The 22,409-nt window shown below is 68.7% G+C and carries 22 protein-coding genes and 1 pseudogene; 7 read left to right on the top strand and 16 right to left on the bottom strand.

Annotation, left to right across the window (positions count from 1 at the left end):
- Position 1: 1 nt before the first annotated feature.
- The 3 genes from Pmi06nite_RS14850 to Pmi06nite_RS14840 all read right to left on the bottom strand — a co-directional run bounded on the left by Pmi06nite_RS14850 (position 2) and on the right by Pmi06nite_RS14840 (position 2,891).
- Positions 2 to 1,213 carry an amidohydrolase gene (locus Pmi06nite_RS14850; RefSeq protein ID WP_203953597.1) on the bottom strand — a complete coding sequence of 404 codons (1,212 nt, stop codon included), beginning with the start codon at positions 1,211 to 1,213 and terminating at the stop codon, positions 2 to 4.
- Between the two features lie 275 nt (positions 1,214 to 1,488).
- Positions 1,489 to 2,661, bottom strand: a complete 1,173-nt coding sequence (locus Pmi06nite_RS14845) for a glutamate--cysteine ligase (protein WP_203953543.1) — start codon at positions 2,659 to 2,661, stop codon at positions 1,489 to 1,491.
- A 29-nt stretch (positions 2,662 to 2,690) separates the two neighbouring features.
- The gene (locus Pmi06nite_RS14840; protein ID WP_239094970.1) at positions 2,691 to 2,891 is read right to left on the bottom strand and encodes an SCO4848 family membrane protein; all 201 of its coding nucleotides are present in this window, start codon (positions 2,889 to 2,891) and stop codon (positions 2,691 to 2,693) included.
- Between the two features lie 98 nt (positions 2,892 to 2,989).
- Here Pmi06nite_RS14840 and Pmi06nite_RS14835 point away from each other — a divergent pair, with 98 nt between their 5' ends.
- Positions 2,990 to 4,294, top strand: coding sequence for a D-alanyl-D-alanine carboxypeptidase family protein (locus Pmi06nite_RS14835; protein WP_203953541.1), 1,305 nt, complete (start codon positions 2,990 to 2,992; stop codon positions 4,292 to 4,294).
- Between the two features lie 11 nt (positions 4,295 to 4,305).
- Here Pmi06nite_RS14835 and Pmi06nite_RS14830 read toward each other — a convergent pair whose 3' ends face one another.
- The 3 genes from Pmi06nite_RS14830 to Pmi06nite_RS14820 form a co-directional block, all read right to left on the bottom strand.
- Positions 4,306 to 5,238 carry a YihY/virulence factor BrkB family protein gene (locus tag Pmi06nite_RS14830; RefSeq protein ID WP_203953540.1) on the bottom strand — a complete coding sequence of 311 codons (933 nt, stop codon included), beginning with the start codon at positions 5,236 to 5,238 and terminating at the stop codon, positions 4,306 to 4,308.
- A 108-nt stretch (positions 5,239 to 5,346) separates the two neighbouring features.
- Positions 5,347 to 6,351 carry a tryptophan--tRNA ligase gene (gene trpS, locus Pmi06nite_RS14825; RefSeq protein ID WP_203953539.1) on the bottom strand — a complete coding sequence of 335 codons (1,005 nt, stop codon included), beginning with the start codon at positions 6,349 to 6,351 and terminating at the stop codon, positions 5,347 to 5,349.
- A 43-nt stretch (positions 6,352 to 6,394) separates the two neighbouring features.
- Positions 6,395 to 7,717: a hemolysin family protein gene (locus Pmi06nite_RS14820; RefSeq protein ID WP_239113907.1), complete on the bottom strand. Its 1,323-nt coding sequence runs from the start codon at positions 7,715 to 7,717 to the stop codon at positions 6,395 to 6,397.
- Between the two features lie 168 nt (positions 7,718 to 7,885).
- Here Pmi06nite_RS14820 and galE point away from each other — a divergent pair, with 168 nt between their 5' ends.
- Complete coding sequence (gene galE / locus Pmi06nite_RS14815) at positions 7,886 to 8,848, top strand: UDP-glucose 4-epimerase GalE (protein ID WP_203953538.1); 963 nt, start codon at positions 7,886 to 7,888, stop codon at positions 8,846 to 8,848.
- A gap of 25 nt (positions 8,849 to 8,873) precedes the next feature.
- Here galE and Pmi06nite_RS14810 read toward each other — a convergent pair whose 3' ends face one another.
- Positions 8,874 to 9,704, bottom strand: a complete 831-nt coding sequence (locus tag Pmi06nite_RS14810; protein ID WP_203953537.1) for a DUF11 domain-containing protein — start codon at positions 9,702 to 9,704, stop codon at positions 8,874 to 8,876.
- 96 nt (positions 9,705 to 9,800) lie between these two features.
- Complete coding sequence (locus Pmi06nite_RS14805) at positions 9,801 to 11,246, bottom strand: MDR family MFS transporter (RefSeq protein ID WP_239113906.1); 1,446 nt, start codon at positions 11,244 to 11,246, stop codon at positions 9,801 to 9,803.
- A 56-nt stretch (positions 11,247 to 11,302) separates the two neighbouring features.
- Here Pmi06nite_RS14805 and Pmi06nite_RS14800 point away from each other — a divergent pair, with 56 nt between their 5' ends.
- Positions 11,303 to 11,845 carry a PadR family transcriptional regulator gene (locus Pmi06nite_RS14800; RefSeq protein WP_203953535.1) on the top strand — a complete coding sequence of 181 codons (543 nt, stop codon included), beginning with the start codon at positions 11,303 to 11,305 and terminating at the stop codon, positions 11,843 to 11,845.
- 5 nt (positions 11,846 to 11,850) lie between these two features.
- Here Pmi06nite_RS14800 and Pmi06nite_RS14795 read toward each other — a convergent pair whose 3' ends face one another.
- Positions 11,851 to 13,914, bottom strand: coding sequence for a serine/threonine-protein kinase (locus Pmi06nite_RS14795; RefSeq protein WP_239113905.1), 2,064 nt, complete (start codon positions 13,912 to 13,914; stop codon positions 11,851 to 11,853).
- Between the two features lie 484 nt (positions 13,915 to 14,398).
- On the opposite strand from Pmi06nite_RS14795, the gene Pmi06nite_RS14790 reads away from it, so the two are divergent.
- Positions 14,399 to 14,899, top strand: coding sequence for a cupin domain-containing protein (locus Pmi06nite_RS14790; protein ID WP_203953533.1), 501 nt, complete (start codon positions 14,399 to 14,401; stop codon positions 14,897 to 14,899).
- 110 nt (positions 14,900 to 15,009) lie between these two features.
- On the opposite strand, the gene Pmi06nite_RS14785 is transcribed toward Pmi06nite_RS14790, so the two are convergent.
- The 3 genes from Pmi06nite_RS14785 to Pmi06nite_RS14775 all read right to left on the bottom strand — a co-directional run bounded on the left by Pmi06nite_RS14785 (position 15,010) and on the right by Pmi06nite_RS14775 (position 17,740).
- Positions 15,010 to 16,227 (bottom strand): NADP-dependent isocitrate dehydrogenase, encoded by a 1,218-nt coding sequence (locus Pmi06nite_RS14785; protein WP_203953532.1) that lies wholly within the window; start codon positions 16,225 to 16,227, stop codon positions 15,010 to 15,012.
- Between the two features lie 93 nt (positions 16,228 to 16,320).
- A complete protein-coding gene (locus Pmi06nite_RS14780; RefSeq protein ID WP_203953531.1) occupies positions 16,321 to 16,608 on the bottom strand; it encodes a DUF3017 domain-containing protein in 288 nt (95 codons plus the stop codon).
- Between the two features lie 10 nt (positions 16,609 to 16,618).
- Positions 16,619 to 17,740: a citrate/2-methylcitrate synthase gene (locus tag Pmi06nite_RS14775; protein WP_203953530.1), complete on the bottom strand. Its 1,122-nt coding sequence runs from the start codon at positions 17,738 to 17,740 to the stop codon at positions 16,619 to 16,621.
- 181 nt (positions 17,741 to 17,921) lie between these two features.
- Here Pmi06nite_RS14775 and Pmi06nite_RS14770 point away from each other — a divergent pair, with 181 nt between their 5' ends.
- Complete coding sequence (locus tag Pmi06nite_RS14770; RefSeq protein ID WP_203953529.1) at positions 17,922 to 18,578, top strand: FHA domain-containing protein; 657 nt, start codon at positions 17,922 to 17,924, stop codon at positions 18,576 to 18,578.
- Positions 18,579 to 18,581: 3 nt separating this feature from the next.
- Positions 18,582 to 18,782 (top strand): annotated as a pseudogene (locus tag Pmi06nite_RS14765) (Uma2 family endonuclease); the annotation flags it as partial.
- Between the two features lie 11 nt (positions 18,783 to 18,793).
- On the opposite strand, the gene Pmi06nite_RS14760 reads toward Pmi06nite_RS14765, so the two are convergent.
- From Pmi06nite_RS14760 to Pmi06nite_RS14745, 4 genes are read right to left on the bottom strand one after another with little or no spacing between them, the layout of a single operon-like run.
- Positions 18,794 to 19,264: a hypothetical protein gene (locus tag Pmi06nite_RS14760; RefSeq protein ID WP_203953528.1), complete on the bottom strand. Its 471-nt coding sequence runs from the start codon at positions 19,262 to 19,264 to the stop codon at positions 18,794 to 18,796.
- The gene (locus tag Pmi06nite_RS14755; RefSeq protein WP_203953527.1) at positions 19,257 to 19,829 is read right to left on the bottom strand and encodes a hypothetical protein; all 573 of its coding nucleotides are present in this window, start codon (positions 19,827 to 19,829) and stop codon (positions 19,257 to 19,259) included. The genes Pmi06nite_RS14760 and Pmi06nite_RS14755 overlap by 8 nt, the downstream gene beginning before the upstream one ends.
- 6 nt (positions 19,830 to 19,835) lie before the next feature.
- Positions 19,836 to 20,663, bottom strand: a complete 828-nt coding sequence (locus tag Pmi06nite_RS14750; protein ID WP_203953526.1) for a hypothetical protein — start codon at positions 20,661 to 20,663, stop codon at positions 19,836 to 19,838.
- Positions 20,664 to 20,684: 21 nt separating this feature from the next.
- On the bottom strand, positions 20,685 to 22,061 hold the full coding sequence (locus tag Pmi06nite_RS14745; RefSeq protein ID WP_203953525.1) for a hypothetical protein: 1,377 nt from the start codon (positions 22,059 to 22,061) through the stop codon (positions 20,685 to 20,687).
- A 59-nt stretch (positions 22,062 to 22,120) separates the two neighbouring features.
- Here Pmi06nite_RS14745 and Pmi06nite_RS14740 point away from each other — a divergent pair, with 59 nt between their 5' ends.
- On the top strand, positions 22,121 to 22,369 hold the full coding sequence (locus Pmi06nite_RS14740; protein ID WP_203953524.1) for a hypothetical protein: 249 nt from the start codon (positions 22,121 to 22,123) through the stop codon (positions 22,367 to 22,369).
- Positions 22,370 to 22,409: the final 40 nt, after the last annotated feature.

Genomic DNA, 22,409 nt, shown 5'->3' with positions numbered 1-22,409 from the left:
GTCAGCGGCTCTCCCCACCCCACAGGGCGGTCAGCGCGGTGGCGGCCATCACCTTCAGGCCGTAGCCGATCGCCCGCTCGTCGACGTCGAACTCCGGCCGGTGGATGTCGACCTCGTCGATCGCGCCGGGCGACCTGGTGCCGAGCCTGGCCAGAGCACCCGGCACCGACTCGACGTACCACGAGAAGTCCTCACCGCCGAGGCTCTGCGGCGTGGGGACGGCCGCCCCCTCTCCGAGGATCTGGTCGATGGCGTCGTGCAGCATCTGGATGCTCGTCGCCTCGTTGACCGTGGGGGGCGTGCCGCGCTTGTAGTTCAGCTCCGCGTCCACGCCGTACGCCCCGGCGACCGAGTCGAGCAGCGCCTTGACGAGGTCGGGCGCCGAGTGCCATGCGTTCTCGTCCAGCGACCTGATGGTCCCCTGCGCCGTGCCGACGTCGGGGATCGTGTTGAAGGCCGAGCCGGCGGTGATCTGACCCCACACCAGGCTGAGGCTGGAACGCGGGTCGACTCTGCGGGACAGGGCCGCGGGGAGCTCAGTGATGATCTTGCTCAGCGCGTAGACCAGGTCGACGGTGAGGTGCGGGCGGGCGGTGTGACCGCCGGGGCCGGACACCTGGATCTGGATGTGGTCGCAGGAGCCGGTGATGGGGCCGGTGCGCAGGCCGATCTGCCCGACGTCGATCCTCGGGTCGCAGTGGAGGGCGAAGATCCGGTCGACCTCGTTGAGGCCGCCGTCGCGCATCACCTCGAGGGCGCCGCCCGCCACCTCCTCGGCAGGCTGGAAGATCAGGCGCACGCGGCCGGGAAGGGCGCCGGCGTCCGCCTGCGTCGCCAGGAACAGTCCGGCGCCGAGGACCACCGCGGTGTGCACGTCGTGCCCGCACGCGTGGCAGGCCTCCGGATTCGTCGACCGGTACGGAACGTCCTTCTCGTCCTCCATCGGCAGGGCGTCGATGTCGGCGCGCAGCGCCACCGTCGGCCCGCTGCCCTCACCGAGGTCGACCCACAGACCCGTGCCGCGCGACAGCAGCCGGGGCGTCAGGCCCGCGTCCGTCAAACGCTCAGCGATCTTCTCGGTGGTGCGGTGCTCGCTGAAGGCGATCTCCGGGTGGGCGTGGACGTCGCGCCGGAACTCGATCAGCTCATCGTTGTGCTCGCGAAGGAAGCCCGCCAGCTGCCCAGCCAGGTCGTTTCCCCCGGGCGGAGCCATATCAGGCGGGGCGAGCTTCGATGAGGTGGTCACAGGTCTTCCCTTCTCCGGCGAGCCGCCCAGTCACGGATCGCGGGATCGTCGAAAGCAATCGAGCCGAGGAGGTCATGTCAAAAGATCGAAAGGGTCGTGCGGGCATCACGCCACCACCGACCCTTCCTTCACAATCTTTCCACGCATCGTCCGTCCTAGGCGGTGGATTGCCCAGTATTTACACCGGCAACTGCGTGATGTCAGAAGTCGGTTTCCTTTGGCCTGCAAATCAGACATACGTGTCAGGCGCTCGAATGTCCGGACCCTCGGTTGGGGTTCGAGGTCACGAACCGGTCTTCGGCGAGCTCGATCAACGTGGCGTCCACGATGTCCTCAAGGGCTCCTCCGTCAGCGAGGATCGCCCGCTGGCGCTCACAGGAACTCCCCTGCTCCAGCACGTCCGTCATGACGGCGAGCTCCTCGGCACAGCCGAGTCTTTCTGCCACCGGTTCCAGTTCGCGCTGAAGTTCATACAATACGTCGCGCATCGGCGCCGTGCTGCCATGGTCGTCGGTGATGACGTCCGCGTCGAGGCCGTAGCGCGTGGCGCGCCACTTGTTGTCGCGCACGACCCACGCCGCGGGATGCGGCAGCTTGTACCCCCGATCGATCTGCTGGTCGAACTGGTGGACCAGGCACTGGCTCAGGGCGACCACCATGCCGACCTCGCGCGGCGTGGGGATGCCGTCGAACATCCGCACCTCGATCGTGCCGAAGTCGGGATGCGGCCGGATGTCCCACCACACCTCCTTGATGCTCCTGATCGTCCCCGCGCGGAGCAACGTGCCCATGTACTCCTCGAACTCGGCCCAGTCGGCCAGCAGGTGCGGCGGGCCCGCGGTCGGCAGGGCGCCGAAGACGATGGCGCGGCTCGACGCGAGCCCCGTGTCCTGCCCTCCCCAATAGGGGCTGGACGACGTCAGCGCGAGGAAGTGCGGCAGGTGGGCCGCCAGGGCGTTGACGATCGGGATGACCTTCTCCCGATCCGTGACGCCCACGTGGACGTGCACCCCGAACGTCTGGATCCGCCACGCGAGCCACTGCATCTCCTCCACCAGCTCGGCGTAGCGCTGCACCGGCGCGTAGACCGCGTCCCGCCAGTCGCTGATGGCGTGCGTCCCCGTGCAGGCGAGGCCCGTCCCCCGCGGCTCCACCACCTCCTGGAGCCGTTCGAGGCTCCTCTTCAGGTCCTGTACGGCCTCGCCCGCCGTGTTGCAGACGTCCGTGACGATCTCGATCTGCGACTGCATCAGCTCGTGCATCGCCTTCGGGCGCCGGCCCTCGCTCAACTCGGGAACGGCGGCGAGCACCTCCTTGGCGTCCTGCCGGAGCTGGCGAGTGTGCCTGTCGACGAGCTGAAGCTCCCATTCCACACCCAGCGTCGCACCGCGCGAAGGATTGAACTCGATCGCCACCGCATGCCTCCGTGACTCGGAATCTCCCCTTATGGCCTACCCCTCTTCCACGCGCGCACGCCGATGGTCCCGAGCACGAGGGCGAGGATGATGTTGACCGCGATCAGGACGCCGTGGACGACATAGAACGCCGTGGGATGCCCGTCCGCCAGGTTGAATCCCAGGTTGATCCATTCAAAGATCATGAAAGCGGCGAGGGCCAACAGAAAGACCGATACACGTCTCGTCATCCTCACAGTATCGGTGGAGCCCTCTGACGACTGTGTCTGCGATCTTTGGGGGACATGTCCCTACATGCGAAAAGACCCGAAGCTAGGCTGATCCCCCTATGGGGACGAACCAGCAGGCCCTCGTGGCCGCGCTCATCACGACAACGCTGATCGGGCTGACGGCCGCACCCGCCGCCGGCGCGACGATCGTGCGCGGAAGCCTGGCCGACGGATCCGGCCTCGAGACCGGCGCCCCCGACACGGCGACCCCTGACGCCGAGAACTCCGCGAGCGCCGGTCCCGACACCGGGCGGCTGAACGACGCTAAGACCGCAGCGAGCTCGATCGGCGGCCGGCGGCTCAGCGGGCGAGGGCTGATCGCGCCGGCGGGGATCGCCCCGCCGCCCAAGACCGAGGCCTCGGCCTTCCTGATCGCGGACGCCGACACCGGCCAGGTGCTCGCCGCGAAGGACCCGCACGGGCACTACCGGCCGGCGAGCACGCTGAAGACGCTCACCGCCGTGACGCTCATCCCCAAGCTCGACAAGGACCGCTGGGTCAAGCCGAGCCAGTGGGCCTGCGACGAGGAGGGCAGCGCCGTCGGCATCGTCCCCGAGCCGATCTACCAGATCGACGACCTGATGCGCGCCATGCTGATCGTCTCCGGCAACGACGCGGCCGACGCCCTCGCCGAGGCCAACGGCAGCCTGACCAAGACGCTGGCCGACATGAACAAGGAGGCCAGGAAGCTCCAGGCGTACGACACGGTCGCCAAGACGCCCAACGGTCTCGACAAGCCGGGGCAGCGCAGCTCGGCCTACGACCTCGCGCTGATCGCCCGGGCGGGGCTGGCCATGCCCGACTTCCGCAAATACGTCAGCACCCGGACCTCCAAATTCCCCGCGCCGAAGGACTTCGGCAAGAAGAAGGACCGCAACAGGCAGGGCGACGACGACCGCGACACACCCACCCCGACGAAAACCCCCCCTGCGTACTACGAGATCGCCAACCACAACAAGCTGCTCGGCAAGTACAAGGGCATGATCGGCATCAAGAACGGCTACACCACGAAGGCGCTCGGCAGCTTCGTGGGGGCGGCCACTCGCAACGGCCACACGATCATCGTCGTGATCATGCATCACCCCGGCGGGTTCTGGGAGGAGGTCGAGAAGCTGCTCGACTGGGGCTTCGCCGCCGACGGCAAGGTCACCCCGGTGGGAGAGCTGGTCAAGCCCACGCCTCCGCCGACTCCCAAGGCCTCCCCACTGGCCTTGCGGTCACCCGCGGCGCAGACGCCCGTCTCCGGCACGTGGAAGGACCACGCCCCGCTCGTGACGGCGGTGGTCCTCGGTGGTGTCCTCGCCGGGGCCCTCGGCCTCGGCTACGGCTTGCGCCGCCGCAGGCGGGAGCCCGACCGCCCCTGATCAGCTCGTGATCAACCCTGACCGCCGATGATGGTCGACGGCACCGGCGTGGGCTCGGGAGGCGGGCCCATCGTGGCCGTCGCCGTCCACGCGGCGGAGTAGAGGATCACCCGGGCCGCCAGGTTGATCCACAGCAGCAGGCCCACGATCACGGCGAACGCGCCGTAGACCGGGTTGCGCAGCGTGCCGGCGAGGATCAGCGTGGCGACCTGCTTGAGCAGCCCGAACATCACGGCGCCCAGCAGCCCGCCCTTGACGATCACCCGGAAGGGCTGCGGCGGCCTCGCGAGCCAGCCGAGGATGATCAGGAAGAGCAGCAGATCGGCGGCGAGGCTCACGAGGACGCCGGCGATCCAGACGGACGGCCCCGCGAGGACGGTGTCGTCCAGCCCGATGAACTCGGTCACCGTTCCGGTCGCGCCGGTCGCGAACCCGCCCACGGCCACCGAGACGAGCATGGTCACGCCGACGAGCACGAGCGCTACCAGGTCCCTGAGCTTGCCCAGGAAGTAGTTGAGCGGCGGCTCCGCGAGCATCCAGATCTCCCGCAGGGCCGAACGCAGGGCGTCCATCGCGCCCAGGCCGGCGTAGAAGAGGCCGACCAGCCCGAAGACCCCGGCGCTCGTCTGGACGTCCTTGAGCTTGTCGATCTGCAGCTTCGACGCCAGCCCGGGGAGCTGCTCGTTGATCGCCTTGACGAGGGTCTCCACCACCTCGGGCGTGCGGAACTGGATCACGGCGAAGGCCAGCGCGATCAGCGGGAAGAACGACAGGAAGGCGAAGTATGTGAACGCCCCGGCCAGCCGGTCGCCAGACTGCACCTGATACCGCTGGACGGTCCGGATCACATGGTCGAGCCAGCGGAAGCGGATCCGCTCCCGCTCGACGACGTCCCGGCCCCAGGCCCGCACGGCGTCGACACGGCGCGTGACCCGTTGCACCATCCCTGTTCCCACGGCCGGTCATTACCCCACGAAACACGGCCGACGCGGGCGCGCCGGCATCCGTTTCCACGTCGCCCATGAGGGGCTCGCGCCACCGCGACCCGACGCTCAGGGCGTCGGAAGCAGCCCCAGCCGGTCGCGGACCTGCTCCATGGTCTCCCGGGCGACCGCGCGCGCCCGGGCCGCTCCCGCGGCGAGCAGCCGGTCAAGCTCGGGCTCGTCGGCCAGCAACTTCTCCGTACGCTCCCGGATCGGCCCGAACGCCTCCACGACGACCTCGGCGATCTCCTTCTTGAGGGCGCCGTAACCCTGGCCGGCGAACCGCGCCTCCAGTTCGGGGATCGCGACACCCGAGATCGCCGAGTGGATCCGCAACAGGTTGGTGACGCCCGGCTTGTTCTCCTCGTCGGCGACGATCTCGCTGCCGGTGTCGGTCACGGCCCGCATGACCTTCTTGCGCAGCGCCGCCGGCTCCTCCAGCACGTCGAGGATGCCCTGCGGGCTCGACGAGGACTTCGACATCTTGGCCGTCGGGTCCTGGAGGTCGCCGATCTTCTCGACCTCCTTCAGGATGTACGGGTTCGGCACCTTGAACGTCTGGCCGTACCGGCTGTTGAACCGCTGCGCGAGGTCGCGGCTGAGCTCGAGGTGCTGCTTCTGGTCGACGCCCACCGGCACCTGGTCGGCCTGGTAGATCAGGATGTCGGCGGCCTGCAGGATCGGGTAGGTGAACAGGCCCACGCTGGCCGCGTTCTCGCCGTACCTGGCGGACTTGTCCTTGAACTGGGTCATCCGGCCCGCCTCGCCCATGCCCGTCTGGCAGATGAGGTACCACGCCAGCTCGGAGTGCTCACGAACGTGGCTCTGCGCGAAGACGGCGGCCCGCTCGGGGTCGAGTCCCGCCCCGAACAGCTGGGCCGCGGCGATCCGCGTACGGCGGCGCAACTCGTCCGGCTTGGGGGCGACGGTCAGCGCATGGAGGTCGGCGATGAAATAGAACGCCTCATGCGTCTCCTGGAGCGCGACGTACTGCCGCACCGCGCCGAGATAGTTGCCCATGTGGAAGGAGTCGGCGGTGGGCTGGATGCCGGACAGAACGCGAGGTCGAGCCATGGCATCCCATTCTGGCAGGGTTCGGTGGGTATCCGCGACAGGGTCACTCCCCGGGCTCCGGCGCGTCGTCCTCAGCGGGCGGGGACGGGGCCGTAGGGGTGACGCGGACGCGGGAGACCCGGCGGCCGTCCATCTCGGTCACCGTGAGCTTGACACCGGGCGCCTCGGCGGTCTCGCCGGTCTGCGGCAGATGCCGGAGGGCGGCCATCATGTATCCCCCGAGCGTCTCGTAGGGGCCGTCGGGGAGCCGGACCCCCGTCTGGTCGGCGAACTCGTCGATGTTGACCAGCCCCTCGACCTCCATGTCCCCCGCGATGACGCGGACGGCCTGCCCGTCTTCGTCGTACTCGTCCCTGATGTCGCCGATGAGCTCCTCGACCAGGTCCTCCAGGGTGACGATGCCGTCGGTGCCGCCGTACTCGTCGACGACGATCGCCAGGTGGTGGCCTTCGTCGCGCATCTCGGCCAGCGTCACGAGCACCCGCTTGCTCGCGGGCACGAGCTTGACCGGCCGGATGGGGACGAGTTCGCTGATCGGCTCGATCCGGCCGGTGAGGACCGGGTCCAGCAGGTCCCGCACGTGGACGAAGCCGATGATGTCGTCGTAGGAGTCCCGGTAGACCGGGAATCGGGAGTGGGGCAACCCCGCCGCGAGTATCGCGGCCTCGGCGAGCGGGGTGTCCGCCGCCATGAACTCGACCTCCGTCCGGGGCAGCAGCACCTCCCTGAGTTGGCGCTTGCCCGCGGCGAAGACCTCGGCGATCACATCGCGCTCGTCCTGGGTGAGGTCCTTGTGGCCCACCACCATGTCCTTGAGCTCTTCGGTGGTCATGGCGGCGCGGTCGGCCAGCGGGTTGCCGCCGAGCAGCCGGACGATCCCATTGGTGGACTGGGACAACACCCAGATCACCGGCCTCGACAACGTCGCGATGCGGTCGAGCAGCGGGGCGACCAGGAGGGAGATCGACTCGGCGCGCTGCCGCCCGAACCGCTTGGGCGCGAGTTCGCCCAGCACGAGCGTCACGTAGGAGATGCCGAGCGTCACGATCACGAACGCGACCGGGGCGGCGACGCCCGGCTTGAACCCCCAGCCCACCAGGAGCGGCTGCAGCCGGCCGGCCAGCGCGTCGGCGCCGAGCGCGGCGGACAACACCGTGGCGACGGTCACGCCGACCTGGATGGAGGACAGGAACCTGTTCGGATCGCGGGTGAGCTTCTGCACCCGGGCGCCACGACGGCCGGTCGCGCTCAGCCGCCGGATCTGGCTCTCCCGGAGCGAGACCAGGGCCATCTCCGCGGCGGCGAAGAACCCGCAGATCAGAATGAATATCAGGACCAGTGTGAGGGTCAACGCGACGTTGTCCACGTCATCAGTCCGTTCACAGGGATTGGTGATCGCGCCCGCTGGCTGTTCGCGATCTCGTGCCGACGTCTCAGATCACGGTACTGCCTGGGGTTCCCGCCCACTCGTACTCGAACCGCGTAAGCTAGGGCGCGCCGTACATAATCCAACAAAACCCAACAGGAGTACACAGTGAAGCTGCTGGTTACTGGTGGAGCAGGGTACATCGGCAGCGTCGTGACGGCCCAGCTCGCCGAGGAGGGGCACGACGTCACGGTGCTGGACGACCTGTCGACCGGGCACAGGGACGCGGTGCCGGCCGAAGCCCGGTTCGTGGAGGGCTCGATCACCGGGGCCCACGACCTGCTGTCCGAGGGCTTCGACGCGGTGTTCCACTTCGCGGCCAAGTCCCTCGTGGGCGAGTCGGTCGAAAAGCCCGGGCTGTACTGGTCGCACAACATGGGCGGCACCCTGACCCTGCTCGACGCCATGCGCCAGGCGGGCGTCGGCCGGATCGTGTTCTCCTCCACGGCCGCGACGTACGGGGACCCCTCCGCCGACGGAACCGCCGCCCGGCCGATCGTGGAGACCGACCCCACCCGGCCGACCAACCCCTATGGCGCGTCGAAGCTGGCGGTCGACACCGCGCTGACCACGTTCGCCGGCCTGTACGGCCTGGCCGCCGTCAGCCTGCGCTACTTCAACGTGGCCGGGGCATATGGCCGGTTCCGTGAGCGCCACACGGTCGAGACTCATCTGATCCCCAACGTCCTCAAGGTCGCCCTCGGGGAGCGGGAGTCGGTGAACGTGTTCGGCGACGACTACCCGACGCCCGACGGCACCTGCATCCGCGACTACGTGCACGTCTCCGACCTCGCCCGCGCCCACCTGCTCGCCCTCGGCGCCTGTACGGCCGGCACCCACCGGATCTTCAACCTCGGCAACGGCACGGGGTTCTCCGTGCGGGACGTCATCGACGTGTGCAGGGAGGTCACCCGGCACGACATCCCCGTGGTGACGGCGCCGAGGCGGCCCGGCGACCCCGCCTTCCTGGTGGCGTCGTCGGACAAGATCCAGCGGGAGCTCGGCTGGAAGCCCGACCACACCTCGCTGGAGGGCATCGTCGCCGACGCCTGGGCGGCGTACCGGAGTTGACGGCCCGCAGGCCGCCGCCGGGGGTCTAGCCGCGGCGGAGGGCGACCCGCATCCGCGCCTTGTTGTTGTTCGGGCGGCGATCGCCGAGACGGCGGGAGTACACGGTGGCCATCGTGTCCACCGCGTGCGACGCCCGGGACGGCACCCGGAACACCAGTTGCAGCAGGCCGGTGGCCCCCGACCTGATCGGCGGGAGCGAGCACCCGACGAAGGCGGGGCCCCGGCGGCACCTGCCTCCCGTCGCCGACTCGAGCTTGGCCTCCCGCGGCTGCAGGAAGACGTAGGCGTCGCGGACGACCCGGGGCCCGCGGTTGCGCACCTCGGCACGCACCGCGAACCAGTGGCCCGGCCGGGTGAACCGGGTGGATTCGCCGAATCGCACGGCCAGGTCGGCGCCCCCGTCGACCTTGGTCAGCGTCTCGGCGGTGTTGTCGGACTTGTCGGAGTCCACGATCTCGGACGACAACCTGGCCTCGGCGCGGAGCGGCCCGTCGGCTCCCGGCCGAATGAGACCGGTGATCGTCATGCTTCCCGAGCCTCCGGCCAGGACGTCCTGCGATGCCCGGCAGATCACCTCGTTCATACCCCGGCCGGGCGTGCATTCGGCGACGTCGACGTTGATGATCTGGAAGTCGCGCGGCGTGTGGACCCGCAGGACCGGCAACACCGCGTCTCCGGGGCCGTCGTTGTGCACCTTGACGTGGTAGGTGAGCGGCTGGCCCGGTTGGGCGACCTTCGGCGAGGCGGAGATGGCGACCGAGAGGTCGGCCGCTCCCCACTGCTCCCCCGCGAGCGCCGGTTGCGGCGCTCCGGCGACGAAAACGCACACCAAACCCGTGACGACCCTGCGACCCATACCGCTCCCCCGAACACTCGAGATCAATTCAATCGTGTGCGGGCACGCGCTCAACCGTTCGACACGCAGGGGAAACAGTCGTTCTCCCCATGACGCTCACACCGGTTCCGGCTGGGCCTCGGCCGGTGTCCGGTCCTGTGCGGCGGGGCCGCGCCGCAGGCCGCCGTCCGGCATCAGCGCCAGCGCCACCAGGGCGACGACGGCGCCCGCGACGCCGAGCCAGGGGATGACGGTCGCGGTCGCGGCGGCGTGCGCGGCCTGGGGCCCGTGCACCGGAGCCTCTCGGGCCACCACGGACGTGTAGGCCGTGCCCGCGAAGGCCAGCGCCACGGACCCGCCGATCTGGCGGAAGAACGTCAGGTTCGCGCTGGCGGTCCCGATGTGGCTGGGCGGGACCGACGACTGGATCGCCACCGTGAGCCCCGACAACATGGGGCCGATTCCGAGGCCGATCAGGGCCATCCACACGGTGAGCATGAGCGTCGAGGTGTCGACGGCCAGGTTCGCGCACAACGATGTGCCCACCACGAGGAAGATCGGCGCGGTCACGAGCCAGGGCTTGTAGCGGCCGGTCCTGGAGATCAGCACGCCGGTCACCACGCTGCCCACGACCATCGCGAGCATCAGCGGATAGATGTGCAGGCCCGACGACGTGGCACTGAGCCCGTGGGCCTCCTGGAAGTAGCGGGGCAGGAAGACCACGCCGGCGAACAGGCAGAAGGCCGTGGAGAACGAGGCCACGTTGACCAGGGTGTAGGTGCGGTTGGCGAACAGCCCCAGGGGGACGATCGGCTGCCGCGCGCGCCGTTCGACGGCGACGAACACGGCGAGCAGCACGAGGGCCGCCGCGATCGGGCCGACGACGGGGCCGCTCGTCCAGGTATGACCGTCGAGCCCCTTCTCCGTGAGTCCGACCAGCAGCGCGCTGACGGCGGCGGCGAAGACCGCGATGCCCAGATAGTCGGGTCGCGCGCCTTCGCTGTCACCCGCCCGGTGGGGCAGCGTCGTCCAGATGATCGCGATCAGCACGATGCCGATGGGCACGTTGACGTAGAAGGCCCAGCGCCAGCTCGCATGATCGGTGAACAGCCCGCCGAGGAAGGGCCCGGCGATGTAGCTGAGCGCCATCACGCCGCCGAGCGCGCCCTGCACCCGGCCGCTGCGCTCCGGCGGGAACAGGTCGATGACCAGCGCCAGGGAGAGCGGCAGCAGCGCGCCGGCGCCGAGTCCCTGCAGGCCGCGGAAGGCGATGAGCTGACCCATGCTCTGCGCCACCCCGCAGAGGATCGAGCCCACGAGGAAGACCGTCACCCCGATGAGCAGTAACGGCTTGCGGCCGTGGACGTCGGACAGCCTGCCGTACAGGGGGACGGTGACGGTGGAGGTCAGCAGATAGGCGGTCACGACCCAGGTGTAGAGGTCCGTGCCGTCGAGTTCGGCGGTGATCCGGGGCAGCGCCGTCCCCACGATCGTCTGGTCGAGCATCGCGAGGAACATCCCGCCGAGCACGGCGAGGAGGAGGATTCCGTTCTTGCGTGGCATGTGTCGAAAGTGACATGTAAGAAGTGACATGTCAATCTCGGTATATGCTGCGGTGCATGTCCCTGCGTATCGCGCTGCTCGGCCTGCTGACGGTCTCCGGGCCCTCCAGTGGTTACGACCTGGCGAAGAAGTTCGAGACGTCCGTCGCCCACGTGTGGCAGGCCGGGCACAGCCAGATCTATCCGGAGCTCGCCAAGATGACGGCCGACGGGCTCGTGGCGGTCGGGGCCGAGGGCGCGCGCGGAAGGAAGATCTACAGCGTCACCCCGGACGGCGAAGCCGAGCTGCGGCGGTGGCTCCTCGACCACAGCCCGTCCACGACGACGCGCAGCGAAACGGCTCTCCAGGCCTTCCTGGTGCCGCTGCTCGAGCCCGGCGAGGCCGTGGCGGTCCTGCGCAGGATGAAGACGAGCGCGCAGGCCCACCTCGCGGAGCTGGAGGAGTTGCGGGCCATGCGGGAGGCGATCGCGGACCTGGCCGGGAGATGGGGCAGGTTCGGGGCCTACGCGCTGGACCTCGGCATCCGCCAGACACGCGGCGTCGTGGAGTGGGCCGACGACTCCATCGCCGACATCGAACGGCGATCGGGCACGGCCTGACCCGCCTAACCGCAGGAAAACGCGGGCGGGGCCTTCTGCTGCAGGGTGAACCGCACGTGCGAGAAATGTTTCCTGGCGAGGGTCTTCATGGTCCCGTCCGCGTACATCTCCGCGATGGCGTCCCGTACGACCGCGCAGGTGCGGGCGTCCTTCGCCGGCAGCCCGACCGAGTACCGCTGGTCGGTCAGCTTGAGCCCGAGCACCGCCAGGTCCATGCCCTGGGCCCGGTCGGCGAACCCGGCGAGGATCAGGTCGTCCCCGGGAACGCCGTCCACACGGCCCTGTGCGAGCAGGTCCATGCAGACCGCGTAGTTCGCCGCCGGCACTCCGTCGACGCCGCCGGTCTCCCCTCCCCCGACCGTCTGCTCGACGAGCCGGTAGGCGTCGGTTCCCTGCGGCGCGCACAGGACATGTCCCCTGAGGTCCTTCAGCCCGTGGATCCCGGAGTCCTCGCGCACGAGCACGTCGGCGTGGGCGGTGTAGTACGGGCCGGCGAACGTGACGCCGTCCGCCTTGTTCTCGTCGTAGGAGTAGGTGGCCAGCACCATGTCGGCCTCGCCGTTCTTGAGCGCCCCGGTCCTTTCGCTCCTCGCGACCCTGCGGAACGTGATCCCGCTCGCCGGGACCCCGAGCTTGCCCGCGATGTACGTGGCGACGTCCACCTCGAAGCCGGTGAAGGCCCCGCCGGTCTCGAGGCCGACCCCGGGCAGGTCGCCCTTCACCGCGATGGTCAGCCGATGCGTGCTCCGCGCCTTGTCGATCACGGGCACGAGCGCGGCGGCCGGAGGACTGCTCGTGGAGATGCCGGTGGGATCGGCGCCGCCGCCCTTCTCCGACGCGATCTTGTTGGAGAGCACCACCGCGCCGGTCGCGGCCAGGGCCACCGCCGCCGTGGCGACGGCGATCCATCGCGCCCTGCCGCCCCTCGAACGCGGCCGGGACCTGCCGCCGCCGCGACCTCCCGGCGGCGAGCCCGTGCGGAATTCAGTGGAGGCCCGGGGACTCGGCCGGTCGGCGACCTCTGGAGTGCCCCTGAAGATCGCGATCCAGTCGGGGCTCGTCGTCTCGGCCGGCTCCTCCTCGGCGATCGACGGGACGACGGGTTCGACGGGCAGGGCACCCGGGTCGGCGGTGAGGCCGCGGGTGGACTCCCGGCCGGCGCCGGCGTCCTCCGGGCCCGACGTCCTGTCCTGACCGGATCCGCCGCCTGAGCTCACGGTGGTGCCCGCGCTCGCGGCGACGGCCGTCATGCCGGCGTTCCCGGACGCGTCGGGCTCCACGGCCGCCAGGACACCCGTGGACGGGCCCTGCGATTCGGCGTGACCGAGCAGGCGAAGCAGGAGTTGCTCCGCGGTGGGCCTGGACGCCGCCGACTTGGTGAGACACGAATTCACGACGTCACGGATCCGCTCCGGCAACACGCTCACGTCGATGTCGTGGTTGAGGATGCGGTTCAGCACGGCCGCGATCGACGAGCCGCCGAACACCGCGGTCCCCGTCGCGGCGAACGCCATCGTCGAGCCCCAGGCGAACACGTCGGCGGGCGGCCCGACCGGCTCACCCGAGATCTGCTCGGGGGCCATGTAGGCGGGCGTCCCGACCGCCCGGCTGGTGACCGTGCCGGTGGAGTCGACGATGCGGGCGATGCCGAAGTCGACCACCCGAGGCCCGTCCTCGGCGATGAGGACGTTGTCGGGCTTGAAGTCCCTGTGCACGATCCCGGCGCGGTGGATCGCGATCAACGCGGTGGCCGTGCCGACCGCGAGACGCTCCAGCGCCGCCCCGTTCAGCGGGCCGTACGACTCGACGGTCTCCCGCAGGGATCGCCCGTCGATGTACTCACTCGCGATGTACGGAGTGTCCCCGTCCAGGTCCGCGGCGATGACGCGCGCGGTGCAGAAGCCGGCGACCCGCTGAGCGGCCTTCAACTCCCGGGCGAAGCGGGACCTCGCGATCGTGTCCCCGCTGAACTTGATGTGCAGCAGTTTGACCGCGGCGCGATCCCCCGCCTCGTTCTCCCCCAGATAGACCACACCCTGGCCGCCCTCGCCGATGCGTCCGGACAACACGAACGGACCCAGCTGTGTCGGATCACCCCGACCTAGCGGCTCGACCTCCGGCATCCAGGATCCCCACGATTCAGTGAAACGATGTCGAGAAAAACTTTACGTCCCACCGGGCTCATACTCAGCCTCTCGAGACCGCGCCGTAACCTTCGGTTTTGTGGTGTTTTATGCGGCAGAAACCATTGAGGTAGGCCGTAATCATCGTTTAGTTCCTCAATGAATTTGAGCCCGCTACCCGAAAGGGCCACTGAAGGCCGCGTCGCCGCAGGACACAGGTCCGCCCGAGCAGTTCGGTCCTTGATCGGTCGGCCTCTCCCTGAGCACACCGTCACCAAGGCTTGGATTCGCACCAGGCAGGTAGTCGAAATGCCTGGGCATGGTACCGAAAAAGCTCCACCCCGCCCGACCGAGACCCCGCGCCGAGGTGAGCCGCTTCCGACTGTGTCCGGTGCGCGGCGGGTCGGAGCAGCAGGAGGGGAGAGTCGTCATGATCCGAGTACGGTTCGTCAGCGGTCTTCTGGCTGTCGGCATGGTGACCGCGGTCCCGGCATGCGGTGTCGCGGAAGACCGTGCGACCGGCAAGGTGCCGGTCGCTGACAAGGTGCCGGTCGCTGACAAGGCGCCGGTCGCCGCCATGGTCACGCAGCCACCGCCCGAGACGCTGTCGCCCCTGTTGGAGCAGGCGCTTCCGAACGTCAAGGGCAAGACGTTCACCTCGGCGATCGTGGACTTCCCGCCCGCTGCCCGCGCTGTCCCGCATCGGCACGGCAAGGCCTTCGTCTACGCCTACGTGCTCGAGGGCACTGTGCGCAGCCAGCTCGGTGGTGAGCCGGTGCGCACCTACCACCAAGGCGAGAACTGGGTCGAGGCGCCGGGAGCCCACCACGTGCTCACGGAGAACGTCAGCCGGACACGACCGGCGAAACTTCTGGTCATCTTCATCTCCGACACCGGAGACAAGCTCAAGATCGATGATTCGCACGGTTAGGCCGCCCCGAAGGCTCGACGGCCCAGAGACGGCCCAGAAAAACGAACTGGCCCCTACCTGACGGCGAATTCGCAGGTAGAGGCCAGGTTCGACTACAGAGCCAGGTTCGGCTACAGAGCCATCTTCTTCTTCAGGTTCTCGTCCAGAGCGGCGAGGAAGTCCTGGGTGGTCAGCCACTCCGCGTCGCCGCCGACCAGGAGCGCGAGGTCCTTGGTCATCTGACCGCCCTCGACCGTCTCGATGCAGACCTGCTCGAGCTTCTCGGCGAAGTCGATCACCTCGGGCTGGTTGTCGAGCTTGCCGCGGTGCTGCAGGCCGCGGGTCCACGCGAAGATCGAGGCGATCGGGTTCGTGGAGGTCGGCTTGCCCTGCTGGTGCTGGCGGAAGTGCCGGGTCACCGTGCCGTGGGCGGCCTCGGCCTCGACGGTCTGGCCGTCCGGCGTCATGAGAACGCTGGTCATCAGGCCGAGCGAACCGAAGCCCTGGGCGACCGTGTCGGACTGGACGTCGCCGTCGTAGTTCTTCGCCGCCCAGACATACCCGCCCTCCCACTTCAGGGACGCGGCGACCATGTCGTCGATCAGGCGGTGCTCGTAGGTGATGCCGGCGGCCTCGAAGTCGGCCTTGAACTCGCTCTCGAAGACCTCGGCGAAGATGTCCTTGAAGCGGCCGTCGTAGGCCTTCAGGATCGTGTTCTTCGTCGACAGGTAGACCGGGTAGTTGCGGGCCAGGCCGTACCGCATCGAGGCGCGGGCGAAGTCGCGGATGGACTCGTCCAGGTTGTACATGGCCAGCGCGACGCCGCTGCCGGGGAAGTCGAAGACGTTGAGCTCGATCGGCTCGCCGCCGTCCTTCGGCGTGAACGTCAGCGTGAGCGTGCCCTCGCCGGGGATCTTCAGGTCGGTGGCGCGGTACTGGTCGCCGAAGGCGTGACGGCCGACGATGATCGGCTTCGTCCAGCCGGGCACGAGCCGCGGCACGTTCGACATGATGATCGGCTCACGGAAGATCACACCACCGAGGATGTTGCGGATGGTCCCGTTCGGGGACTTCCACATCTTCTTGAGGCCGAACTCCTCGACCCGGGCCTCGTCCGGCGTGATCGTCGCACACTTCACGCCGACGCCGTACTTCTTGATCGCGAGGGCGGAGTCGATCGTGACCTGGTCGTCGGTGGCGTCCCGGTGCTCGATGCCGAGGTCGTAGTACTTCAGGTCGACGTCCAGGTAGGGCAGGATCAACTGGTCCTTGATGAACTGCCAGATGATCCGGGTCATCTCGTCGCCGTCAAGCTCGACGACCGGACCCGCTACCTTGATCTTGGGCATGCGTGGGGTTCCCCTTCTGAACTAACTCGGCCATACAGTCCTTATGAGGCTCACTGGCCGTGAGGCTATCGGACGGGCGTGTTGCGCCCGTGACTAGGTGTTGTGCAGCTTGAGCAGGAGACTGAGCGACCCGCCCACGAGGGCGAGCCCGAGGACGGCCAACACGACCACGTCCGTCTTCTTGGTCCTCACCGCCAGCGCGCCGGCCCGCTCCTCGGACAGGACCAGTCGTACGGCCGAGCCCACCAGCAGGGTGGCTCCCATGACCACACCGCCGACCCAGGGGGCTCCGCCGAAGCCGACCACCCCGAGGCCGACGGCCGCACCCACCACCACCAGCAGGTACGGCCCCCAGGCCGTGCCGTTGTCTCGCTTGTTCACGTTGTCGCACTCATCGCTCGTCGATCGGAGCCCACTTCTGGTCGCGCTCGCCGATGTACTCGCTGTCCGGCCGGATCAGACGGTTGTCGGCGTGTTGCTCGATCACGTGGGCGGTCCACCCGGACATCCTGCTCACCGAGAACACCGGCGTGAACAGATCCGTCGGGATGCCAAGGTAGTGGTAGACGGTCGCGGCGTAGAAGTCGACGTTGGGATACAGGCCCTTCTCCGCGAAGACGACCTCCTCCATCTCCTTCGACATGCGGTAGAACGTGTCGTCTCCGGACGCCTCGCCGAGTTCCTGCGACATCCGCCGGAGATGCGTCGCCCGCGGGTCCTCGGTCTTGTACACGCGGTGCCCGAATCCCATGATCTTCTCGCCCGCGGCCAGCTTGTCCCGTACCGCCTGGGCCACCCCCTCGGGGTCCAGCCCTTCCAGCGTACGCATGACCTGCTCGTTGGCCCCGCCGTGGAGGGGGCCTTTCAGGGTGCCGATGGCCGCGACGATCGCCGAGTGCATGTCCGACAGGGTCGCGGCGCACACGCGGGCGGCGAACGTGGAGGCGTTCATCGTGTGGTCGGCGTGCAGCACGAGGCAGGCGTCGAAGATCGCCACCTCGCGCGCGGACGGGTCCCGCCCGGTGATCTGCCGCAGGAAGTTGGCGGCGACGCTCAGCTCGGGATCGGGATCGAGTACGGCGCCGCCCGTCCGTGCGGCGTGATACCTGGCCACCAGGATCGGCTGCTGCGCCGTCAGGCGGGCGGCCTTGCGCCGGTTGGCCTCCGGCGAGTTGGAGTCCTTCTCCGGGTCCTCGGCGCCGCTCAGCGAGACCAGAGTCCGCAGTGCCTCCATGGGCCCCTGCTTCTCGGCGATCTCGGGGATGTTGCTCTCGACGAGCGCCCCCAGCGTCCGGCCCCGGACCAGTTCGGCGCCGTAGTCGGCCAGTTGCGCTCGAGTCGGCAGCGATCCGTGCTGGAGCAGATGGGCGGTCTCTTCGAAGGACGTGCGGCCGGCCAGGTCGTGGATGTCGTAGCCACGGTAGAAGAGGCGACCGGCCTTGCCGTCGATGTCGCTCAGCGCTGTGGACGCGGCGACGACGTCGGCGAGGCCTTTGGTGGGCTTGTCCGCCATAACTGTTTCCTCCGCTTATCTTGGCCCGAAGTCTACCCGTGAGCAGGTAAACCGCTTCACAGAGGTCCAGACCAATTTCAAGAAGGATTCTCCTTCTGGCAAAGGCGATTCCCCATCGCCACGTTTGGGTAAGCCGGAGCTGTAGCGAAAGTAACGGCGGGCTACCTGGGGAGGAACTGCCGTGGAGGGGCCGTTCATTCGGATCGAGGACAGCGGTGAAGTCGTCCCGCTCCGTCCCGAGGTCACCACGATCGGCCGAGGCCGCGGCGTGGACATCCGGTTGACGGATCCGAGCGTGTCCCGTCTGCACGCCGAATTCGTCCGCCGAGGGCCCTATCTGTACGTCGTCGACCTGGGCCTGTCCCGCAACGGCACCCGGGTGAACGGCAGGCCGATCGCCAGGAGGGTGCTCGACGACGGCGACGTCGTGTCCTTCGGCGCGGCCCGCGCACGGGTCGGCGGCATCCCGCGCGAGGACTTCGCACCCGAGGTCGAGCTCCGCAGGGCCGCGGCGCCCGAGCTGACCCGTCGTGAGGTCGACGTCCTGACCTCCCTGTGCCGTCCCGCCCTCTCGGACGAGGCCTTCGTGGCCCCCGCGACGGCACGGGAGATCGCCGACGACCTCGTGGTGACGGAGGCGGCGGTCAAGCAGCACCTGTTGCGGCTCTACCAGAAGTTCCGCATCCCGGAGGGCACCAACCGGCGGACGCGGCTGGCCAACGAGGTCGTGGCCCTCGGCCTGGTCCGCCCCACCCCGGTCGTGCCGCCACAGCGTGCGACGGGAGCGCCCGAGCCCGAACAGCAGCAGCGCGCTCCGGCGGGTCGCCGGGCCTCATAGCGGCGAAAGCCGCAACTTTACGCCGCAGCCGGGATCCGTCATTTTTGGCGGGTCGAGCAGAACGGCGGACAGCCGACGGTGTACGTCTACGAACTTGACCCGGCCACCGGCGCGTACGCCTTGATGGGGATCCACCACGACAAGCTGCGACTCTCGGTCCCCTTCGAGATCGACATCGATCTGACGGAGATCGACGGGCTCTGAGGCTCCGCGCGTCAGCCCTGCGAGGACGGTGCGATCACACGCCCCAGCGCGGCGAGGAACGCGTCGGGATCGAGCACCGCGACCAGGTAGCGTTCCCCTCCACGGCCGCCGAAGACGACCTCGCGCATTCCCATCGGCACGCCCGAGGCCCCGCCCAGCAGGCGAGGCGGCTTGCCTGAGTCCGGCGACTCGAGGGTGAGGCCGGCGACCGGTAACGAGTCGCGGCCGACGCGGAGCGTCTGCGGCGTCAGGGTGATCGTGTGATAGCGGCGCTTGCTGTAGGACACCAGTCCCGGAATCGAGAAGACGGCGAAGAACAACGGGCCGAGGACGAGCAGCGCGTCGAGGGGGACCTCGCCGGTGCGCGACCGGTAATCCCAGAAGCTCCACACCATGACGACGGCCCAGATCGCCCAGGGGATGCCGAACCACAGTTTCAACTTGCCGGGGCGTTCGCGGTACACCACATCAGTGTCAGACATCAGCCTTGCCGTTGTTGAGGAATGAGAGGACTCCGGAGACGGCCGACTGCGTGATCGTCAATCCGGTCCTGTCCGCGCCCTGTAGGACGAGAGCCAGTGCGAGATCGCTCGCGTCGGCCGCGGGCAGAACCGTGACTCCGACCTTCGACGACACGAAGGGGCTGCTCAGCCGTACCAGCGGGCCGCGCTCCCGGTCACGCAACTCCTCCTCGGCGACGGCGACGCTGAGGTAGGCGTAGTCCCGGTCATCCAGCCTGATGCCGATGCCGCGGCCCTTCTTGCCGAGGGAACGCCGGTTCTGGCTGAGGACGGCGGAGACTCCGCCCACACTGATCCGAGTGCGCTCGTCCACGGCGATCAGCCCCTGCCTCGTCTCATCCGGATGGGAGACGGACGCCTCGGGCAGCCCCGGCGCGGCGAGGGCCGCCGACCGGGGAATGGTGCCGACCGTGACGGTCACCTCCCCGTACGGCCCCGCCGTACCGGTCAGGACGAGATGGGTGGTCCGCATCTCGGCGGGACGGGTGGGCGTCCGCCGCGCCAGATCGAACGTGAACCCGGACATGTCACGTCACCTTTCGACGGGGACGGGCAGTTCCCCGGTGTCGGGCAGGAGGTCGGTGATCAGCTCCCACAGGTGCCGCACATCGGTGAAGACCAGCCGGAGGTCGCTGTCGGGGGTGACCGTCCCCGGGCCGATCGGCTCGGCCGGGAGCTCGCGCACCCAGTAGCCGAGGGGGCCGCAGTCGAGGACGGCGATGCCGCGGATGTCGGTGCCCTTGCCCTCCCGGTTGTCCCAGGCGACGGTCATCCGCCAGTTGCCGTTGAGCTGGAGCAGCAGATGTGTGAAGACGGTCAGCTCGGGATCGGCGAGCCCGGCCTCGGAGAACAGCGCACGCAGCCGATCGGCCGCCTCCACCACGTCATCGCTGTCCAGCTCGGCCAGGGCGGTGAAGCCGGCGTCCATCACGCCGATCTTCGTGTTGACGACCGGCGCCACGGGCGGCTTGGCCTCCTTGTCGCGCAGTCCGACGATCCGGGCCAGCGACCACATCAGCATGCTGAGGTCGGTGCGGACGTACTCGGACTCGGTCTCGCCCGGCCACGTCTCGTACGTGTAGCAGGCGTCGTCGCCGATGACCGCGCCGTGGCTGGTCAGCCCATGCGCTCCGGTGATCTCGATCACGACGAGCACGATCGGCTCGGCGAGCGCGCCCGTGAGGCCGGCGAGCTCCGGAAGGACGGCGTCGTCGTCACTGACGAGCCCGGCTTCACGCAGCTCGTCACGAGCTGCCACGAGGTCGGAGGTGACGCGCTTCCCGTCGTACAGGCAGCCCAGCACGCCCAGGTGGGCCGGGCCGAGCCGGAAACGGTCACGTGCGCTGTCGAAGGACGGCATTGGTTGATCTTCCTGCCTGCACTAGCCGAACGGATTGAGACTCTTGAAAACCTTCTTGGCGCCGTCGCCGACCTTCTTGGCTCCGTCGCCGATCGCGTTGCCCACCTTCTTCGCGCCGTCCTTGACGTCGTCCCAGTGCTCGACGACCTTCGCGCCGACGTACACGGCTCCGAAGACGACGGTAGCGCCGATGGTGACGGGATTGGGGCAGACCATGGCGGCGGTGAGGGAGGCGTTGAAGCCGAGTTCGGCCACGTCGGCGACGTAACCCGCGCCGTTGCGCTTGAAGGCGTCGACCGGATTGCCCTGCGAGATCACGTTGGCGCCGCTGTAGATGGTGGAGGCGACGCCGCCGACGACTCCGAGCGTCCGGAGGGCGCCCGCGGTCTTGGCGACCATCCCCAGCCTGCCGACCGTCCCCAGCCGGGCGAGGGCAGCCGGTTCCACCCTGAGAACCTGGGCCGCGGCCTCCAGCCTCGAGGGGTTCGCGGTGGAGGCCCAGACCTTGAGCAGGTTGGCCTGGCCGGAAACGCTCACGACCTGGCCGGAGTGGGTCGTGCCCCCGAGCACGGAAGCGAGCTTGTTGCTGCCGAACGTCAGGTCGAGGAGGCTGTTCACCCGAGCCCCGAGAAGGGCCCGGCCCGCGTTCGCCGCCCGACCGACCTGGTCCATCTCCGTGTATTCGGGAAGCATGGCCGCGAAGTCGCGGTAGAGGCTGCTCTTCATGAACAGCTGGCGGGTGAGGCCGGCGATACCGGTGCCCGGCGAAACGGCGGATCTGGTCTGCAGAGCCCATCGCCCGCCGGTCAACTTGCTGGTGATCGGCCGCCAGGCATAGTTGTTCAGCAGGAGCCGGCTGAGCGACGTGGCCTGGGCGGTGACGAGCGGCGCCGTCGTGGTCACCCCTCGGACGTCACCGGCGATCTCGAGTACCTGCGCGACCGTCGCCTCGTGCGGCTTGAGATCAGGGATGATCTTTGTGATGGCACCGGCCTCAAGCCGCTTCAGGTAGTCGTCCAGCGACTCGCCGGACTTGCGCCCGAACATGACGTTGCCGGTCTTGTTCGCCCAGTCCGCGACCGTGTTGATGTAGATCAGCGTGGTCGGGTCCAGCTTGTCGCCACCCGCGGCGATCTCGAGCGGAGAAAATCCCGCCCACGCGAGCCCGGAGAGAGGGTCGCCCGTCGTCAGCCGGAGGAGGGCGGCGCGCTTTGTCAGGTCCTTGGCGCTGTCACTTCCCCAACGAGGCATTTCCCGCAACGAATTGAGGAATTGGGACGCCTGCAGGGACGACGCGCGTTTGAACATCTCGTCCGTGGATGTGTTGAGGTCGGCCATCAGGCCGGCGAGGCGCTCGAGTTGGTCGGGCTTGAAACCGCGCTTGTCATCTCCACCCACGAGCGGCGAGTGTACATGTAACTTATCGGCTAATTGTGTGCTTTAACGGAGGAGGTAGTGTGCCGCCGCCCGAGGTGGAGGAGCTCAAGAGTAGGGCCCTCAAAATCCACAAATTAGCCGATGACGTGGAGAAACTCGCGAATACGGTGCATACCGAGGCCGCCAAGATGGACTGGTCGGGCCCGTTGACCGACCGGGTGCGCGGCGAGATCCGAACATGGAAGTCACGCTGCGGGACCGCGGCGTCCCTTCTCCGCGAGGAAGCCGACCGGCTGAACGCCGAGGCGCGCGACATGTTGAAACCCTGAAAGGGCCCGACCAGGCTCTTCGCGCCCTTCGCACGCTCGC

Source organism: Planotetraspora mira (assembly GCF_016863275.1).
Taxonomy (GTDB): domain Bacteria; phylum Actinomycetota; class Actinomycetes; order Streptosporangiales; family Streptosporangiaceae; genus Planotetraspora; species Planotetraspora mira.
This window is presented reverse-complemented; position numbering and strand designations above follow the sequence as displayed.

Bases quoted from the DNA above. Each gene is read 5' to 3' on its own strand.
- Pmi06nite_RS14810 (WP_203953537.1), bottom strand. From the start codon at position 9,704: ATGGGTCGCAGGGTCGTCACGGGTTTGGTGTGCGTTTTCGTCGCCGGA.
- Pmi06nite_RS14755 (WP_203953527.1), bottom strand. From the start codon at position 19,829: ATGTCCGGGTTCACGTTCGATCTGGCGCGGCGGACGCCCACCCGTCCC.
- Pmi06nite_RS14830 (WP_203953540.1), bottom strand. From the start codon at position 5,238: ATGGTGCAACGGGTCACGCGCCGTGTCGACGCCGTGCGGGCCTGGGGC.
- Pmi06nite_RS14785 (WP_203953532.1), bottom strand. From the start codon at position 16,227: ATGCCCAAGATCAAGGTAGCGGGTCCGGTCGTCGAGCTTGACGGCGAC.
- Pmi06nite_RS14760 (WP_203953528.1), bottom strand. From the start codon at position 19,264: ATGTCTGACACTGATGTGGTGTACCGCGAACGCCCCGGCAAGTTGAAA.
- Pmi06nite_RS14805 (WP_239113906.1), bottom strand. From the start codon at position 11,246: ATGCCACGCAAGAACGGAATCCTCCTCCTCGCCGTGCTCGGCGGGATG.
- Pmi06nite_RS14850 (WP_203953597.1), bottom strand. From the start codon at position 1,213: ATGGCTCCGCCCGGGGGAAACGACCTGGCTGGGCAGCTGGCGGGCTTC.
- Pmi06nite_RS14775 (WP_203953530.1), bottom strand. From the start codon at position 17,740: ATGGCGGACAAGCCCACCAAAGGCCTCGCCGACGTCGTCGCCGCGTCC.
- Pmi06nite_RS14835 (WP_203953541.1), top strand. From the start codon at position 2,990: ATGGGGACGAACCAGCAGGCCCTCGTGGCCGCGCTCATCACGACAACG.
- Pmi06nite_RS14790 (WP_203953533.1), top strand. From the start codon at position 14,399: ATGATCCGAGTACGGTTCGTCAGCGGTCTTCTGGCTGTCGGCATGGTG.
- Pmi06nite_RS14840 (WP_239094970.1), bottom strand. From the start codon at position 2,891: ATGACGAGACGTGTATCGGTCTTTCTGTTGGCCCTCGCCGCTTTCATG.
- trpS (WP_203953539.1), bottom strand. From the start codon at position 6,351: ATGGCTCGACCTCGCGTTCTGTCCGGCATCCAGCCCACCGCCGACTCC.
- Pmi06nite_RS14750 (WP_203953526.1), bottom strand. From the start codon at position 20,663: ATGCCGTCCTTCGACAGCGCACGTGACCGTTTCCGGCTCGGCCCGGCC.
- Pmi06nite_RS14800 (WP_203953535.1), top strand. From the start codon at position 11,303: ATGTCCCTGCGTATCGCGCTGCTCGGCCTGCTGACGGTCTCCGGGCCC.